At 55.5% G+C, this 17,936-nt stretch carries 12 protein-coding genes; 11 read left to right on the forward strand and 1 reads right to left on the reverse strand.

The features are described from left to right. The first annotated feature begins 54 nt into the window (after positions 1-54). The 11 genes from K1718_RS07485 to K1718_RS07535 all read left to right on the forward strand — a co-directional run bounded on the left by K1718_RS07485 (position 55) and on the right by K1718_RS07535 (position 16,750). On the forward strand, positions 55-2,265 hold the full coding sequence (locus tag K1718_RS07485; RefSeq protein ID WP_265683442.1) for a glycosyltransferase family 2 protein: 2,211 nt from the start codon (positions 55-57) through the stop codon (positions 2,263-2,265). Further along, positions 2,262-3,101: a class I SAM-dependent methyltransferase gene (locus K1718_RS07490; protein ID WP_265683444.1), complete on the forward strand. Its 840-nt coding sequence runs from the start codon at positions 2,262-2,264 to the stop codon at positions 3,099-3,101. The genes K1718_RS07485 and K1718_RS07490 overlap by 4 nt, the downstream gene beginning before the upstream one ends. Next, complete coding sequence (locus K1718_RS07495; protein WP_265683447.1) at positions 3,101-4,357, forward strand: glycosyltransferase family 4 protein; 1,257 nt, start codon at positions 3,101-3,103, stop codon at positions 4,355-4,357. Before K1718_RS07490 ends, K1718_RS07495 begins: the two co-directional genes overlap by 1 nt. 11 nt (positions 4,358-4,368) lie before the next feature. Continuing rightward, complete coding sequence (locus K1718_RS07500; protein ID WP_265683449.1) at positions 4,369-5,163, forward strand: hypothetical protein; 795 nt, start codon at positions 4,369-4,371, stop codon at positions 5,161-5,163. A gap of 5 nt (positions 5,164-5,168) precedes the next feature. Beyond that, entirely contained in the window at positions 5,169-7,430 is a 2,262-nt protein-coding gene (locus K1718_RS07505; protein ID WP_265683452.1) for a glycosyltransferase family 2 protein, read from the forward strand. Next, positions 7,427-8,776, forward strand: a complete 1,350-nt coding sequence (locus K1718_RS07510; protein WP_265683454.1) for a glycosyltransferase family 4 protein — start codon at positions 7,427-7,429, stop codon at positions 8,774-8,776. The genes K1718_RS07505 and K1718_RS07510 overlap by 4 nt, the downstream gene beginning before the upstream one ends. Before the next feature lie 19 nt (positions 8,777-8,795). Continuing rightward, entirely contained in the window at positions 8,796-9,983 is a 1,188-nt protein-coding gene (locus tag K1718_RS07515; protein ID WP_265683456.1) for a polysaccharide pyruvyl transferase family protein, read from the forward strand. Positions 9,984-10,204: 221 nt separating this feature from the next. Beyond that, complete coding sequence (locus K1718_RS07520) at positions 10,205-11,734, forward strand: DUF6212 domain-containing protein (protein ID WP_265683458.1); 1,530 nt, start codon at positions 10,205-10,207, stop codon at positions 11,732-11,734. 6 nt (positions 11,735-11,740) lie between these two features. Then, complete coding sequence (locus K1718_RS07525; RefSeq protein ID WP_265683460.1) at positions 11,741-14,542, forward strand: glycosyltransferase; 2,802 nt, start codon at positions 11,741-11,743, stop codon at positions 14,540-14,542. A gap of 40 nt (positions 14,543-14,582) precedes the next feature. Beyond that, a complete protein-coding gene (locus K1718_RS07530; RefSeq protein WP_265683461.1) occupies positions 14,583-15,926 on the forward strand; it encodes a polysaccharide pyruvyl transferase family protein in 1,344 nt (447 codons plus the stop codon). After that, positions 15,923-16,750 (forward strand): glycoside hydrolase family 16 protein, encoded by an 828-nt coding sequence (locus K1718_RS07535; protein WP_209006859.1) that lies wholly within the window; start codon positions 15,923-15,925, stop codon positions 16,748-16,750. Before K1718_RS07530 ends, K1718_RS07535 begins: the two co-directional genes overlap by 4 nt. Before the next feature lie 104 nt (positions 16,751-16,854). Here K1718_RS07535 and galE read toward each other — a convergent pair whose 3' ends face one another. Then, positions 16,855-17,883, reverse strand: coding sequence for a UDP-glucose 4-epimerase GalE (gene galE / locus K1718_RS07540; RefSeq protein ID WP_152500348.1), 1,029 nt, complete (start codon positions 17,881-17,883; stop codon positions 16,855-16,857). Positions 17,884-17,936: the final 53 nt, after the last annotated feature.

Below are 17,936 nucleotides of genomic sequence, written 5' to 3' on the forward strand. Positions count from 1 at the left end.
TTTTCCAGCCCGGGGTCTGCGCCGTATTTGCGGGCCCTCAATCGAAGGACGCAGATGCTCGAGACGCTGGGCAAATACGCCGAGGCGGACTTTGAGTCGCCGCAAATCTATCAATTGACGTCGGGGGTCTGCCTTCTTGTGTGGGATCCTCCTCATCAGGTGAATGCAGCTCCACGGCTGGAAGAACAATCCTCGAGCTCATTCGGTTCGATCGCTAGTGTCAGGCTTGCGCGTCTGGATGGTCGATCGCGCATTGTCTGGGCCTTCTCCTTGAAGGAAAAGTCAAGGCTGGATCTCAAGCTTACGGCCGGTGCCATCGGTTCTGAGGCTCGTTTGGCGGTAGATGTTACCCAATCGATACCGATGGCCGACGCCTTTGCCATCACGAGCGGTCTCAGTCAGGCTGCCTGTGCGGTATTCGTAACGACGTTTCTGAACGCATGGTCAGGCATGTTCCGGTTGTCACGTTCGCGCAGGTTTGTCGATTTCGCACGCGAGCTTCTGCGCTCTGTCAATGACGCTCCTCCGGTTGTCGAATTCGTGGCGAGTGTCGGAAGGGTGCACATTCTGGAGACGCTTCTCAACAGCGACAGCGCCGAACTTCAGACGGCTGTTTTGATCGGTGATTTCGGCATTCAACGTCTTGATAGTTCAACCTGCAACGTCTCTTACAACAACGGCAGGAACAGGCTGTTTCTCGGCTCGGTTGAGCTTCATCAACCGCCGCAAAACGGTTTCCTCGTGCTTGCTGGGGCATGGGGCCTCGCCATTCGCAGGATCGCCGTTGAAAACGCAGGGCGTTCGCTGAGCACCTGGTGGGGGACGAATTCCCGGAAGTTGCCGGAGGTTCGGGACTACCTCATAGCCGAAATCGGAAAACGGTCCGAGGAGACCGAGGCGGCTGTTTTGAATATGCAAGCAAATGAACCGCTAGCAGCGCGACGCCATGGGTCGCTTGCTGAATCAACTTCCTTCTGTTCCATCGAAACAGCCCTGTCTGGTGAGGCCGGTGTTCTGGTTGGAGGTTGGATGCGGGACCCGGGAAAGGCCTATCGCGGGATCGATATTCTCTCAGGAACACATGCACCCATTCCACTGGAACTCATGACGTTTGACGGTGTCCTTCCGGAAACGCAGGGCGGCTACGCAATCAAACGGTTTGTCGCCTTCGCGCCAGTCGGCAGCTCATTGCGGCACAACCTTCAGCCCCGTTTCGAGCTCAGACTGGTGTCGGGCGAACGGGCTTCTCTGGTCCCTCCGCCGCAACCAAGCGACATTTGCGAGGTCAGGGCAAAAGCACTTTCGGTGGCAACACCTCGGCATGTGAGCGATGAAGTCCTGTCCGGCTGCCTGTCGCATATTCTGTCTGAAATTCAGGAGCGCTTTCGTCACTCGGTTGGCGCACCCAAAGAGATTACGTTCGGCACTGTGCTGACGAACCCGACGGTTTCGATTGTCATTCCGCTCTACAAGGTATTCGAGTTCATCAAGGCCCAGCTGGCCGCCTTCTCAACCGACAGCTGGCTTGCGGAAAACGCGGAAATCGTCTTTGTGCTCGATTCGCCTCAGCAGGTCACGCATGTCGAGGACCTGCTCGCCGGCTTTCACTTGCTTTATGGCTTGCCGCTGCGCCTTGTGGTCATGGAACGCAACGGCGGCTACGCCCTTGCCTGTAATGCCGGCGCAGAGGCTGCGCGTGGCCGCTACCTTGCCATGATCAACTCCGATGTCGTGCCGATCGAGGCAGGCTGGTTGGAGCAATTGTGCGCCAGCCTGATGATGGACGAGCAGATCGGGGCGGTCGGCGGCAAACTGCTCTACGCAGATAATGCAATCCAGCACGCAGGCCTGAAATTCATTCAGGACGACAAAGGTCGTTGGTTCAATCACCACTACTACAAGGGCTTTCCGAGACAGTTTCCCGAAGCCAGCTCTTCTCGTGAAGTGCCCGGGGTGACCGGTGCCTGCATGGTGTTGGCGAAGGAAGACTTCGAGACCGTTGGAGGCTTCACCAATGATTACATTGTCGGTGATTACGAAGACAGTGACCTTTGCTTGAAGCTCAGGAAGCTGAACCGGAAGATCTGCTACATCGGTGATGCCGAGCTTTACCATTTTGAGCGGGTTTCCATCCGCAAGAACGATGACTACACCGGCGGTGTCGCCTCACAGTACAATCGCTGGCTTCATCAGTCCCGATGGGAGGACGATATCGTCGCACTGATGGGAGCCGCGGCTCTGCGTGAAGAAGGGTCAAGAGCATGAATTCGCCGGTTCTCATTCGGGATACGGCGGGATTGTTGCCCGTCGCGCTAAGTGGGGAACGACTTGCCGATCTTCAGGCCTACGTTTTGCGCAATCGTTTCCTTCCGGTGCCGCCAAGTGAAGACAACTTTGTCGGAGACGGTGATTATCTTGCCATTGGCACCGAATTCCTCGGGCACTTTATCGAGCTTGGCGGGCTGCGTGCCCACGAGAAAGTGCTCGATGTCGGCTGCGGCATTGGCCGGATGGCGGTTCCGCTCACGCAGTTCCTCGATCAGGCGAAAGCGCGCTATGTCGGGTTTGACCCGGCTTCTGCGGGCATCCAGTGGTGTACGCGAAACATCTCATCAGTTTATCCGAACTTTCGTTTCGCGCATCTTGATGTTGCCAACTCGCTCTACAATCCCGAAGGCTATATCCGTGGCAACGAAGTGGCCTTGCCATTTGCGAGCGGTGCTTTCGATTTTGCCATCATGACGTCCGTTATCACGCATCTGCCTGCGGATGAAATTGGACCTTATTTCCAGGAAATCGCGCGCCTTCTGGGCAAAGGTGGACGCTTGTTTGTTTCGGCGTTCGTTATGGTTCAGGACAGAAATCCCGACGCTAAGCCGCGCATCGATTTTAAGCGAGCGGGTGAGGGGCCTGCCTGGTTTGCCGATGAAAAGGAACCGATGATGGCAGTCGCTTTCGATGACGGTTTCATCGAAAGCGCCTTGCAAGCCGCAGGATTCGAATTGGCCGTCAAACGATTGGGGCATTGGCGCGGTGGCAGCAATTCTTTGCACTATCAGGATTTTTTCGTTGCCTTGAAGACAAACGCGGAGGTGACGTGATGCGCATTCTCGTTTTTGCCCACAATCACCCGGATCTGCATCCTGGCGGTACGGAAACGGTCGCTCTGGAGCTCGCCAAGGCGTATCGGAAGGCGGGGCATCAATCGCTCTTTGTCGGCGCGACGAACCATTTGCACCGCGAACCCCACCCAGGCACCAGCTTTCAGGCGATCAGTGACAGCGGCGATGAACTGCTGATGTGGGCAGGTCATTTTGATCGGTTCAACATGAGCCAGGTCGATTTACAGGCCTTTGTTCCTGACATGCGAACCCTGCTTGAAAATTTCCAGCCGGATGTCGTTCATATCCATCATTTGCTGCTCTTCGGCGTCGAGCTCCCTGTGCTGTTGCGTCGCGTGCTCCCGGATGTCCGTATTGTCATGACGCTGCACGACTATTACGCGATTTGCGCCAATGACGGCGTCCTGATGAAAAGTCCGGATGAAGCCTGTGCGGCGCTGGGGCCGGGGGGACTTTGTCGCTGTCTTCCGGAAGCCAAACCGAATGACCTGCGTTTGCGGGAACGCTTCATCAAAACACATTTGGCCACAGTGGATGAATTCGTCGCACCAAGTGCGTTCTTGCGGGACGTTTATGTGCGCTGGGGACTTCCGGCTGAGAAGATACGCATCATCAGCAACGGACGACCTGACACCACACCTGTAGCCAGCAGGGCAGCGACAGACGAGCCGAAAACAGTGTTTGGTTACTTTGGAAATCTGACGCCCTGGAAAGGTATCGAAGTCCTCCTTCAGGCAGCTCGTCTGCTTAAGGACAAGGAGCTTGATTTTGAACTCAGGGTTCATGGCGGGGCACCTTTTCAGGACAAGGAATTCGTCAAGCGTATTGACGCTCTCTTTGAAGAAACGGCGCCGAACGTGCAGCGGCTCGGTGCTTACCGACCTGATGAAGTCGCCGGCCTCATGGAACCGGTTGACTGGGTGGTCGTGCCGTCTGTCTGGTGGGAAAACGCCCCCTTGGTCATTGCGGAAGCTCAGCAGCATGGCCGCCCTGTCATAACCAGTGGTGTCGGGGGTATGGCGGAGGCTGTCAAGGACGGCGTGGATGGTCTTCATGTTCGCAAGAATGACCCCGTCAGCCTGGCCATCACCATGGCGACGGCTGCCGGAGACGTCGAACTCTACCGAAATCTGGCGGCAAATGTTCGCACGCCTCTCTCGGTGGCGTCCGTTGCCGAACAGTATCTGGGCCTCTTTCAAGGCCGGCAGTCAACGCCGCGCGCACCTGCTGCGTGAGGAGGATCGAAATGAGTGTGACTTCTCTTGAAAAGGTAAAGAGCGACAACAAGAGTTCCGGATCGGATGTTACCGATGTGGATCAGGTCAAAGCGGTCCCTGCCAGGCTGCAGGGACGCGTCGACGCGTTCGAAAGCGGGCGGCTTTTGGGTTGGGCCTGGGATGCCTCAAGCCCAAGCGACCGCATGACCATTCATGTTTTTCATGACGGCGAACGGGTTCTCAGCAAGGTTGCTGAAAACCCGCGTGTCGATCTGAAACGAAACGGCATTGGCGACGGCAACTATGCCTTCGATATTGAGTTGCCACAGGCTGTAGCCTCTGCTCCGGAAGGCCTGACCGTTATTGCGGAAACACCAGAAGGTGACTCGCAACTCAAGTTGCCGCGACCGAGCGCTGAGGAGCGGGCTGCCGAGGCGGCCGTTGCAATGCCGCTGGCTCTGGTAATGGAGAAGGTTGACCGGTTGATCGTGGCACAGCGCCAAAGCGCTATTGGGCAGCGCGATGCCACCAAGCTGTTGCGTGAGACTGTTCAACGCATCGATGCGCTTGCGTCAAACGAAGGTGAACTTGGCGAAGCGCTTGCCATCCTGAAAGGAGGGCAGGGGGAACTGTCCCAGCGTGTGAAGGAACTCGAAGTCTTCCTGCTCCGGTTCGATACGACGCTGAAGAGTTTTGACAGCCGGCTCAGTGAGCTCGGTGACAAAAGCCGGAACAATCTCAAGGTCCACCTGCTTCTGCTGGCAATCCTTCTCGGTTTTGTCGGCGGAATGCTGTTCGCCACGGCCGGTGGCCTTTGGAGGTAGATTGAATGGAGCCAGTCGTCACTTTGGAGGGAGTGCAGAAGTTGCCGAACACCCGGCAGCGTCAGAACGCGGCTTCGAACAATGATAGGACGGACATTTCCCCCGTCCCGGTCGACGGGCATTCACTTCTTTGCGTTGGACTTGATCGCGAAACACTTCTGGTCGCGGGCGTTGGCAATGTTTTTTCAGGTGGCTGGCCAGCCGTTCTCAATGACGATCCGAAGGCAACGGTTTCCTGTACGGTTGCCGTGTTGCAGCACGATGGACGGGTGAAGGGTAACAAGACACCATTCGTTGCCGTTCTTTCCCTGCCAGTCGGGCTGGATATCCGGCCAGAACGTCTCACGATCCGGTGCCAGGGTCATTCTCATCCCTATGGGTTCAAGTATCAGGCGGATGACCTCAAAAGCTTCTTCGGCAAAGTGAGTGAGGTTTCGTCCCAGACGGAGCCGGATGTGATCGACAGCCTGGTTCAAGTGCTGCTGAACTGCGGAGCCACACCGGAAGTCATGGACACAACGGCCAGACTTGTCGACGGCTTCTCGGGGCGTGACGGATTTGTGGAAATTCTGGGATCGTTCGATGAGGGCGACACTTATCTGCAAGGTTGGGCCAAGGCCATTCCTGCCGGTACATGCCGCGTTTTCGTACTTGGGGAGCGTCTTCAGATCGGAGCATTCACTAGCGGACTTTTTGAACGCAAGGACACAGGGGGCAAGGCGGTTGGTTTTTCCGGTCTGCTTACTGTCGAAGGCGGAACGGATGTCCAATCTCTCCGAAAGATCTTTGTTCGAAGCCGGGCAGGCTGGAATGCAGTTCATGTACATGAACGCAAGTCGGTGCTGCCGGTCAGGGCCCTGCCGTCGCACATCCGGTCCCTCCTGCCGAAGCTCTCCCCAGCAGGCGATGGCAGGGCCCTTCTGGAAGAGGCCAGCAAGCGTTTCGATGGTCGGGAAACTGTCAGCGAGCTGGATGTACCGGTTCGCGTCGGGATCGACTTCAGCGCTTGTGTGGATCGCGCAGGTGCGCTGCTGTCCGGTTGGCTTCTGGACCCGGAAGAGCGTGTCGACACCGTGTTGTTTCGTTCAGATGGGAAAAGCTGCCGACTTGATGCCCGTTGGACAAACCAGCGGCGTCCGGATGTGACAAGTGCGTTCGAGACACTCTCTCCGTTTTTGACAGGGCCGGATGCGAAACAGCGCCATGGATTTCTCGTTCATGTTCCAGCGCAAGACGGCGTTGTCTTCAAGGAAGCATATCTTGAACTTGTTCTCAAAGACGGCAGATCGGCTTTCGCCCCGATCGCACTTGGCCGGGCGTCACTGAAACCGGCATTGCGGCGGCTGGTGTCAGGCCTTGATCCTTCTACTGCCTTTCGTCCCGACGTCCTTGAGCGCCACTTTCTGCCCTTTGTACAGGTGGCGGAAGCGCCGGATCCGGCGGTTTCCCAAACCTACGACCTGAGTCCTTTCCCGGAAAGCGCGGTGCTTGCACTGGTTATCGGACTGGATGACGATTTTGAAAGATCCAGAGTACTTCTATCCCTTTGTGCGCTCGACCCGAGCTTGAAGGACTTGCCGATTGTCTTGGCAATATCCGACGAGGTGGGGCAAGAGCAGATCGAAGACTTTCGCCGGGTCGTCGGGTTTTTCGGGTTGGCCGTTCGATTGGTTCTGGTGAACCATGCCGGCGACGCGCTCGATGCGATCCAGGCAGGCGCCAGCGAAGCGCCGTGCGACACAATCGTTTGTCTTTCTTCTGCGGTTCTGCCGCGGGCACCTGGATGGTTGGAGACGCTGCATTCGGCTTTCCAAGCTCACGATGAAGCCCTGCTGGTCGCGCCAACCATTCTCTATGAGGACGACACTATCAGGTGGGGTGGTGCCTGGATTGAGATGGAGGACGGTCGCCATCAGGTGAAGCAGCACTATCTCGGCTATCCGCGCCGAACCCTTTTGGGAGCGGAAACAACCAAGGTTGCCGCCGTGCCGTTCGACTGCTGTATCTTGTCCCGGTCGGCTCTTGCGGAAGCGGGCGGGTTTTCCCGGAACTATCTCGGCACCGACGAGAAGGGCCTTGATGCGGCATTGCGATTGAAGCTTTCCGGGGTTGGTTTGCTTTGGGTGCCGCAGGTGGAAATGATCCACGCCGATGACGGCGCCCCGGCCACTGCCAATTGGAAAAAACTTGTTGCCGAAATCGACCGGCGCAGTTTCGACCGCTTCTGGTCACCAGTCTTGCCGGAGTTGGTGGAGGCCAGGGCATGACCGTATCGCCTTCCGAAACAGCGCAAATCTCAGACGATACACTGCGCGTACTGATCATTTCCCATGGGCATCCAACGCTTTCACTCGGCGGTGCGGAAGTCGCATCCTACAATCTCCATCTCGGTCTGAAGGCCCAACCGGGGACACAGTCCTTTTTCCTTGCAAGGGTCGGAAACGAGTATCCAAGGCACGGTCAATCCGCCCTGATGGGTGTTGATGATGCCGATGATGAATTGCTCTTTCATGCAGACGACTACGATCCCTTTCTTGTCTCCAACCGCAATACCGGTGACCTGTGCAGGGATCTGCGCCGCTTCGTGCGCACACTTCGTCCGGATGTTGTTCATTTTCACCATTTTATCGGATTGGGTCTGGAAGCGCTCTATACCGTTCGCGATGCATTGCCCGATGCGGTCATTCTTGTGACATTCCATGAGTTTCTGTCGATTTGTCATCATCATGGACAAATGGTCAAAACAAAGGGCCACAAGCTGTGTAAGGCAGCTTCTCCAATCGCCTGTCACGGCTGTTTTCCAGACATCGCACCTGGGGCATTTTTACGTCGTCAGCAGTTCATTCAAGCCATGCTGAGTGTTGCCGACGGCTATGTCTCTCCCAGCCAGTTTCTTGCGGACCGCTATGTTGCCTGGGGGCTGCCTCAGAACAAGATTTCCGTCATTGAAAACGGCTTGAATGTGCGCGAAGCCGCGGATGTCCGTCCAGTTTCCGGGGGCTCTGAACGTCGGTGCCGTTTTGCCTTTTTTGGTCAGATGACACCCTACAAGGGCATCGATGTTCTGTTGGATGCGGTTCATAGGATACCCCAGAGTGTTTGGGGGGACGATGCCACGCTGACCATTCATGGTGGCAATCTGGAACGACAGCCTGAAGAGTTTCGGCAAAGGATCGGCGAACTGCTGGATACGGCTGGTCAACGCGTCCGCTTTGCAGGCAGCTATCAGAATACCGACATGCCGTCCCTCGTACGTCAGGCCGACTGGATAATGATGCCGTCGGTCTGGTGGGAAAACTCTCCTGTGATCATTCAAGAAGCCTTTTTTCACGGCCGTCCGATCATCTGCAGCGACATTGGCGGGATGGCTGAAAAGGTTCGCCCGGGGATCGACGGTCTGCATGCTCGTGCATCAAGCCCCGAGGACCTGGCGGATCGCATGTGCGAAGCGCTCACGAACCAAGACCTGTGGAGCCGGCTTCGGGCCGGTATCCAGCCCCCTAAAACCCATCTGGAGAGCGCCGGAGAGCACGTGGTTCTTTATCGCGATGTCATGGAAGGCCGTTCAGCAGCTCTTGCGGGCTTGCCGGATGCTCTCAAGAAAAGTGCCTGAAAAAGCAAAGGAAACCGGAATGTCCCGTATCCTGGTGATGATACCATCCGGCGAAGTTTATGATCATAACAATGTGCGTTGGTACAGCCACCGGGACATTCAGCGCAACATCAACCACTACCACAATATTGGGGATGCATTTGTCTTCGATTCATCGCTCAAACTGTTGAATTTCGACAAGCTGGAAACCCTCACGATCCGGGAATTCAACCCGGACGAAATCGACCGCCTGCGTGAAGAATTCGACTATGTCGTGCTCCGCGGATCCAACTACATCAACGAGCAAATGAACTGGGAGCTGTCGGAACAGGTTCTGAACCGGCTTCAGCTGCCGGTGCTGGCATTCGGGATCGGTGCCCAAGCGCCGGTTGACGGAAAACTATCCTTGTCCAACACCACACAGAACGTGCTGCGACTGATTGCGGATTCAACTGCCTCGATCGGAGTTCGCGGCAACTATACGGCTGAGATACTTTCAGATATCGGGATCACAAACACCCGGGTCATTGGTTGCCCGACAGCGTTTCGGCGCAATGATCCTGACATGAAGATCCGTCTGCCAAATATCGATGATGTCAGGAAAGTCGGCGTTACGGTGCGGCGTGAAGTTTCGCCAGCATATGCAAAGGATATCCGGCAATACCTGACCTTCCATCGAGACCTCATCAAGTCGGTCGCGGGCCGCTTCGATACTGTCCTCATGGCCCAAGGTGAGCTTGAAGAGAAGAAGCTGGTTCTGGGCACACAGGATCAGTGTGAAGAGGCAATTGCCGCCCTGCGTAAAAATGCCTGGGTAAGCGAATGGTATCTCGATGACGAGATTGAAGCTCTCTACAGGAACCGACTGTTTTATTCCGAGGTCGTTTCCGACTATGACGATTGCGTAAAGGCTTGCGATTTCGTCCTTGGGTATCGCTTGCATGGAAACCTCATGGCTTTGGCCAATGGTGTTCCGGCCCTCTACTTCACCTATGACAGCCGCACACGCGAATTCGCCGACACATTCAGCATTCCGAGTTTCGATGTCTTCGGCGATCAGGTTTTCCGTTTGCGAGACTTTTGGGACCAGAGCCTTTTCGACGCATTCAATCGCGCCTATGCGGACACCTACTTCACCATGAGTGATTTTCTGACTGAGAACCGCGTGGCTCACTTTATGCGCGAGCGAACGACTCTGAGTCATCCTCAAACCGCCCTTGCCATGTAAAATATATTGAATTTGAAAGTAAATTAAAAATACTTTTCTTGTAATAATAATTCCTATTTGTTTGAATAAAACATTCAATAATATAAACATACAAAAAGTTTGACAAAATTCTATGTTGCGCCGCATTATTGTCACAAATAATCATGAATCTTCGGATTGTATACTTGATTTAGGGGCGTTCTCTCCGAAAGGGTCGCTTCGTAGTTCTATTGGGGGCTTGAATGTCAGTCGTGGCCACACAAGATGCGTTTCCGGTAAACAACTCTTCCAGGGAGATCCTGCTATTAAAGGAGCTGACGCTTATCGTCGTCGGTGTCTCTCGTCAGGATATTCCAGGTTCACTTTTGGAAGCGGTCAAAACCGTTTGGTTCGAGGGTGTTGAGGAAGGCTTTGCGCAATTCACGGATGAGAATTCCGGGCGCTTTCAAGTCTCTGAAGCTCCTCTTCTTCCGCTTGCGGTCATCATGGATCCGTCGGCAAGCGATGAGAAAGACAGCTTTCTCAAATGGCTGCAACACAGAGGCGTTACGCAGTTGCCGCCGGTCATCGGCTGGGGACGCGGAAGCGAAGTTGAAGCAATCTCCTCGCTTGTGGGGCTTGTGTCTGAACAAGTCATATCCGGTGCACGCCGCCTGGTGCTGTCCAGCCGGGAGCTCAAGACACTCCGCAGCCTCAACGATGATCTTCAAAATCGCTTCGCTGCGCTTGAAGCATTTTTGAACAGGCACGGTCTCCAGCCGCTCGACCTTCTGTTCAGCAACGAACCTGCGGAAAACCCGCTCAATCCAAACGTACTTGCAAGTGCTTCGGCTGACGGCATCACTCAAATCCTCCCTGTGCCGAGCTCAGGTGTCAGTGGCGTTGCACTTCATGTAGAGCAAGCCGGCTCCAGGCCGGACATCAAGCTGCGTGCCCAGCTCGTGACGCTGGAAGACCTTCGGATCGTCGACACATGGCATTTTTCCAGCGGTGACCTGGCATCCGGCTGGAATATTTTTGGGTTGTCACGTTCAACTGCAGGATTGAAACGGACACTGGAGTTCCGTCTTCAAGCCGAGCAGACCGAAGAGGACGTGCCACGACTGTCGGTCGGCGGGTTGCAACCTGTCGACATGTTCCACGTGCGGGATGCCGCCAACGGTGTTTCGGTGTTGAAAAACAGTCTAGCGCTTCAGGTTTGGGGCGGCATTCCGGGTGTCTCAATGCCGCAGCACGCCAACTACATACCGGCACAATCTCAACAGGTCGACCTTGACGAAGGTTTCCGGGATGTGCCGATTGCCCCCGGCATTCTAGAACACGCAAGTCTTGCCAATTCCGATGAAGTGTCCTTCGACTTCGAAGCCATCATGCCGCTGCCGACAGAGCGCGCAATCGGGTGCCATCCGCCAGCGGAAGGCATGACGATTGGCTATTTGCCCGCCGCCTGCCCACCGCAGGTCATCCGCATGTCGGCCAAAGCCTTTATCGACAACAACCAGGCGGCAGATATCGAATTTGCTGTTGTGGTTGCGCAGGATCTGGCTGCTGCCAAGGCGCTGTTTTCCGAGGAACGGGAGCAGGCTGTTGGTGAGGCCTTTTCCGGTTGGACTTCAATAACTTACGGCGAGACAGCCCAAGTGAGCGCATTTGCCAGCGAGCAGATCGGCGTTTGGCAGAATGTCTATTTCGCGACACGCATGCGCGAGCCGGGCAACAATGACTTTGCCTGGGCAAAATTCGGTAACTTCCGCGCAGTTGTGAGCGGGTAGGCCGTCATGCTTCAACAAACAGGTTCAAGACCGGGATTGCCGAATGTGCGTCACGCAATATTCGGCGGTTCCGGCATGCCAACGGCCACCGTTGCGATCGTCATACCCGTATTCAAGCACTCGGTTCTGCTGACAGAGGCAATCGACGCAGCTTTGGAGCAGGAAGCGCCCTTCAACATAGCGGTCGTCATCGTCGACGATGGCTGCCCTTATCCTGAAACCGGTCAGACCGCCCGGGCTTACGCGTTGGCCTATGAGAATGTCTACTATCTGAAGAAGGCAAATGGCGGACTGAGTTCTGCACGAAATTACGGGATCGATTTTGCCTTGCGCAGTTTTTCCGATCTTGAGGCAATCTACTTCCTCGATGCAGACAACCGGATCACACCAAGCGCAATCCGGGTGCTCATGGATTTTATGCGCTCCAATGACGAGATCGATTGGGTCTATCCAAACATCGACAAGTTCGGGATTGAGTGGAGCGGAAATTACACGACTGCGTATTCCCGTCTTCTGCACGTCACCTTCGACAATATCTGTGAGGCCGGCAGCCTGGTCTCCAGATCCCTCCTCGATGCCGGCGTTCGTTTTGACGAAAGCATGAAGTCCGGCTTCGAGGACTGGGATTTTTGGCTTCAAGCGATCTCGCTTGGTTTCAAGGGATCGAACTATCCTTTCTTCGGGTTCGAATATCGGCAGCGTGCCGAGAGCATGTTGCGGGACTCGAACCGCACGCGCGACAGCATCCTGAGTTACATCAAGGACAAGCATAAAAAGCTGTTCTCGACGGACACTTTGCTGGGCTGGGAACACGAAGAAGCTCCGCGCTTCGTTGCCTTTGGCGCTGACACTTACCTGGTGGATCTCTTCACCGATCCTGTGGCCCAACATGAAACGCGCAGCATTGAGGAATTCGTGAAAACCTTCTGGTCGGCGCAAGCCGAGCCGGAGACCTTCGGTGTACCTCCCTTCTGGCTCTGGCTGTCGCCGGCACACAGGGCAGCACTCAATGGCTGCGGCCTGTTGCACAATGTGCTCTGGCTCGGCGAGCGGCTTTCCGCATCTCACCATTTCGTGGCACTGCGATTTGAAAGCGACAAGGACAAGCTTGCAATCGAAGTCAACACGCTCGGCGACGGTGCCGAACTCTCCAAGAAGCCGCTTGGCTGGATGTGTTCGCTCAGCATCATGAAGCAATGCGTGGAAGACAAATCCGACGACTGGATCAGGACCTTGAGGGGGGCGACCCCATCGCCGAAGATTGCCGAAGTTGTTATCAGAGGGCCGTTTTCAGCTGAAAACATTCAGGGTACGGCCCTTTCGGCTACCAACAGTCTTCTGGCAACGCTCGGGGCGCTGCGGGAATCTGGATATCGGCACGGGCCCGATAAGCGCTGGATCTGGCGCTCCGTCTATTTTCCGGAACGAAGCAAGTATTACGAACTGCTCAGGCATAGTGTCGGTGCATCACCGATCATGCCGCGTTTGGCGTCGAAGACAAAACGGCTTCGCGTCGGGCTGCTGTTGCCGATTGCCACATATGGCGGGGTGGAGAAAGTTGCCTATGCGACGGCCCGCGTTCTGAAAAACGCCGGCTGCGAGGTCCATCTCTACGTATTGGGCAAGCCCGTCTATAACCGCATCGCCGACAATGATGGTGTTTTCGACAGCATCAACTTTCTCGCTGATGACTATCCGCTGTGGGGCGGGCCGAACATGTTCTCCGGTCATGAACTGCTTATGGGGCATGACGAGTATGCACGTTCAGAAGAAGTGCTTGGCTTTTTGTCCGGGCTGGACGTTGTCATCAACAACCAGCTGGCTCCGGCAAATGCTATTTTCGGCGAACTCAGGCGGCGCGGGGTCAAGGTCGTCAACTATGTGCATGTCCTGGACAGTTCCGAACTTGGACGGCCAGCGGGACACCCTTATCTCACGCTCGCTTATGAACATATCTACGACAGCGTCCTGACCTGTTCGCGGGACATGGCCGAATGGCTGCACGGCATGGGAGTGCCCATGGCCAAACTGTTGCATATTCCCAATGCCGCTGGTTATCCGCTTGCAGGCGAGGACGCCAAGGCTCTTGCGGAGAGCCGGACGCTTGGTCGCGACGGCAGGTTGAGAGCCGTTTTTCTCGGTCGCCTGGACAGGCAGAAGGGCATCGAACGGATCTTTGCCGCAGCGCGAGCGCTTAAACAGCGTGGCATTGGCATCGACTGGCGCATCGTCGGATCGGACGTCATGGATGCCGATACGGGCGGATCGTGGAAAGACCGTTTTGCAGAGGTCGGTATTCGCGTTGACCCGCCGATTTATGACAATCGTCATTTGAGCCGTCTGATGGCCTGGGCAGATGTCTTTGTACTGCCTTCAAGATGGGAAGGTGCCCCGCTGACAATCATCGAGGCGCAGCGCCTTGGTTGCATTCCGATCGCAACGGATGTCGGGGCCGTTGATGAATTGATCGACCACAAAGCCGACGGCGTGCTGCTACGTGCTGAAGATGACGGTGTTGCAACGCATGATCTGATTGCGGCGCTTGAGGCTTTGTCCAAATCCGAAAAACTGCGCCAATCGCTATCTGCAAAGGCGGCGTCACGCGGTGCGGAACGCAGTTGGGAGAAGAGCTTGCAGCCGTTCTTGCGTCAACTTCACACCTGGTTCCCCGATCAACTGCAGAGCATCCGGCGCGCCAAGGCGCCCGCTGCTCAAGTGTCCCGGTCTCAGACCGTCTATGGGCCGGCTCGCGAGCCGGCGAGTTTTCCCCCGAGGCATCAGCGAAGCCGGCAATCGTCGGTCCGGTAATCGAAGGGTTTGAGCCCTCACTTGGAAAGGTTTCTGTCACATGAAAAAGCTCTTCGTTCTCAATGGCGGTGCGGCCGTCAAGCCGGGCAACAAATCTGCGTTTCTGAAAATCGATGATCCCTTGTCGACATTTGCGCGCGGCGGCATCAATACCGGTGACGTTCTGGTTTATGACGCGATGTTGAAGGCGCTTGCCTACGACCAGATCACCAATGTTCAGTTTGCTCACGCAGCAGACGAAAAACTCTGGCCGAAGGACGACTACGACGCGACCGTTATCCGGGGGTCGAACTATCTCACCGAGACAGTGGACATTGGTAATGTCATTCCGCTTTTGAAAAAGTTGAAAGGGCCAATTGTTCCGGTAGGCGTTGGTGCGCAGGCGGCAAAATACAAGAAACTTGAGCTGCCAAAGGGCAGTGTGGAAGCTTGGAAGATCATCGCAGACAAATGCGAAACCATCGGCGTGCGCGGTGTTTACAGTGCCGAAGTCTTCAACGATATCGGCATCAAGAACATCCGGATCATCGGGTGCCCGAGTTTCTATCGGAACCTGAGGCCGTCGATTGAAATCAAGCCGCTGGATCCGGCCAATGCCCGAGTGGGCCTGACGCTCAACAAGTATCTGTCGGCCGATTATGCCTCCAACGCTACCAAGACCAACAGAATGCAACGGGCGCTTATTCAAGCTGTCGCCAAACGCTCGGCGAACCGGCTGTATTCGCAAGGCGAACGCGAGGAAACGCTCGCGATTTTCGAGACTGACGAAGCCAAGCAGAAGCACATTCAGTCAATCCTCAACAAGTATCATCTTGAAGGGGACAAGGATGTCGAAGCACTTGTGAGCGACCGCATGCAGGCTTTCTTTGATGTTGACGAATGGGCGGCCGATGCCAGAGATAATGTCGACGTTCTCGTCGGATTTCGTCTTCATGGCAATGTGATCGGTCTTCACCAGGGCATTCCAGCAGTGTTCTTTACCTATGACAGTCGGATACGCGAATTGTCGACGCTCTTTGCCATTCCTTCGGTCGAGATTGAAGACTATCTGCCGATCAACCTGGAGCGCATATTCGAAAGCGCCGACTTCTCCAAGGTGCAGCATGTCTATCGTTTGAACTATGCGGAATATTATCGCTTCCTCACGGAGAATGGCCTGAACCATGTGCTGGCGAAGCCGGTTGCCTCTCCGCCGGAGCAAGCGCTGGTTAAGCCAAATCTCGTACGGGTCGATCAGTCGGTTGAGGACGTTACCGGCTGGTTCAGGAATGAAGTGGACTTCATGACAGGAGAGATTGAGACCCTGCGCAGCCGGGCTTGGAACCTGGAACTCAAACTGCGTGAGAAGACAGCTCCGGACGCCAAGGAAAAACTGGCAAGTTGACCAGGCCAAACATCGATTTCGAAGCACATGGCGTGGTGAGCCGCCGGAAATTCCTTTCAGGACTGGCGGTTGGCTCGCTGGCGGGCGCAGCCTCCCTGGCGGCGACCGTGCCGCTGTTTGCCTTGTCCTCGATCGATCTGCCGACACCACTTCAACAGACGAAGGGAGAGTGGGCGCTCACGTTTCGGGAAGACTTCAGCGACCGGGGTCAGTTTGACAAGGCATGGGAACGGGTCAGGATTGGTGGCGACGGTCACAAGACAATGCGCTTTCCAAAGAACGTTGTCCTGGCAAATGGTGCAGTGAACCTTCGTCTCGGGCATCAGTCAGATCCGGAACGACCGTTCACCGGCGGCTACATTCGCACAAGGGACTTCCGTCAAACCTATGGGTACTTCGAATGTGAGATGCGCATCGCACGCGAAGCAGGCGTCAACAATGCCTTCTGGCTGGTGTCGGATCGAAAGACCGAAGGTGATACCCATTTCGAACTGGATGTCGCCGAAGTCAAATATCCCAATATCGTTCAGGTCACGGCGCGGCGCTGGCGTCCTCAAAAAGATGTCCTGGCAGCAAGCTATCGCGCACATGTCCGTCTGGATGACGCATTTCACCGGTATGCAATGTTATGGACCGGCAATCGCTTTCGATTTTATGTCGATGACCTTGAAGTCTTTGCTGCGCCGAATGAGTTTGCCCATACACCGGCCCTGGTTCTGTTGAGCAATGCCGTCGCCCCATTTGCCGGAAAGAATGATGGTGATGTGGCTGGAGCGGCAACGGCGATCCGCAGCGTCAGAGTGTTTCGGGACTTTCAGCAGTAGTGGTTTGAGGAGAAGGTGCGTGAAGCAGAACCGCAGCGTTGACACATGAGGGAGAAAAGCCAGCAATTTGCCGGCTTTTCTGTTTCCATTGACCCGTCCTGTCTTCAGGCTGCAGTTTCATAGCCGCGTGGGTTGTTGAGAACCCATTTCCAGGTATCTCTGCACATGTCGTCGAGACCGCGCGCTGCCTTCCAGTTCAAAAGGTTCTCTGCAAGATGCGTATCGGCATAGCACTCGGCGACATCGCCGCTTCTGCGCGGCGCGAATGAATAGCGTATCTGCTTGTTGGACGCTCGCTCGAAGGCTTTGACCATCTGCAGAACGCTGTAGCCATTGCCGGTGCCCAGATTGACGGCGAAACAATTTGAAGGGGCAGATCCGGCAGCCAGGATTTCATGCGCCCGAAGGTGTCCTTCCACGAGATCGACGACATGAATGTAGTCACGTACACCGGTGCCATCCGGTGTATCGTAATCGTTGCCAAAAACCGCCAGTTCAGCTCGCCGTCCGTCCGCAACTTGTGTGATGAACGGCATGAGATTGTTCGGAATACCTTGCGGGTCTTCGCCGACGAGCCCGCTCTCATGCGCACCGACCGGATTGAAATACCGCAGGATACCGAACTGCCATGTTGGATCGCTTGCCGCAGTATCGCGCAACATGTCTTCAATCATCAGTTTGGTTCGGCCGTATGGATTGACCGCGCTTGTCGGATGATTTTCGGTGAGGGGTAGAAACTGTGGCTCTCCATAGACCGTAGCGGAAGATGAAAAAATCAATTGCTTGACGCCGCAGTTTGCCATTGCCGACAGAAGACTGTGAGTGCCGACCACATTGTTATCATAATAGGTAAGCGGAACACGGGTTGATTCCCCGACCGCTTTCAGGCCGGCAAAGTGTACGACCGCAGTGCAGCCGTACCGTTTCAAAATCTCCTCGACTTTTGATTGATCGCGGATGTCACCGATCTCCAACGCAACCTTCGCACCCGTTATCGACGCCACCCGGTCCAAGCTCACATCGCTGGCATTGGACAGGTTGTCTACGACGACGACGTCGTGTCCCGCCTGAAGGAATGACAAACAGCAATGGGAGCCGATGTAACCAGCGCCCCCGGTGATGAGTACAGTCATCTGGACCTCTTCAAGTAATTAATACTATAATAAAGCTAATTTAATTCGAAATT

It is taken from the genome of Roseibium porphyridii (genome assembly GCF_026191725.2).
GTDB lineage: Bacteria > Pseudomonadota > Alphaproteobacteria > Rhizobiales > Stappiaceae > Roseibium > Roseibium porphyridii.

Coding starts and splice junctions, on each gene's coding strand:
- K1718_RS07520 (WP_265683458.1), top strand. CDS start 10,205: ATGTCAGTCGTGGCCACACAAGATGCGTTTCCGGTAAACAACTCTTCC.
- K1718_RS07505 (WP_265683452.1), top strand. CDS start 5,169: ATGGAGCCAGTCGTCACTTTGGAGGGAGTGCAGAAGTTGCCGAACACC.
- K1718_RS07510 (WP_265683454.1), top strand. CDS start 7,427: ATGACCGTATCGCCTTCCGAAACAGCGCAAATCTCAGACGATACACTG.
- K1718_RS07515 (WP_265683456.1), top strand. CDS start 8,796: ATGTCCCGTATCCTGGTGATGATACCATCCGGCGAAGTTTATGATCAT.
- K1718_RS07485 (WP_265683442.1), top strand. CDS start 55: ATGCTCGAGACGCTGGGCAAATACGCCGAGGCGGACTTTGAGTCGCCG.
- K1718_RS07495 (WP_265683447.1), top strand. CDS start 3,101: ATGCGCATTCTCGTTTTTGCCCACAATCACCCGGATCTGCATCCTGGC.
- K1718_RS07530 (WP_265683461.1), top strand. CDS start 14,583: ATGAAAAAGCTCTTCGTTCTCAATGGCGGTGCGGCCGTCAAGCCGGGC.
- galE (WP_152500348.1), bottom strand. CDS start 17,883: ATGACTGTACTCATCACCGGGGGCGCTGGTTACATCGGCTCCCATTGC.
- K1718_RS07490 (WP_265683444.1), top strand. CDS start 2,262: ATGAATTCGCCGGTTCTCATTCGGGATACGGCGGGATTGTTGCCCGTC.
- K1718_RS07500 (WP_265683449.1), top strand. CDS start 4,369: ATGAGTGTGACTTCTCTTGAAAAGGTAAAGAGCGACAACAAGAGTTCC.
- K1718_RS07525 (WP_265683460.1), top strand. CDS start 11,741: ATGCTTCAACAAACAGGTTCAAGACCGGGATTGCCGAATGTGCGTCAC.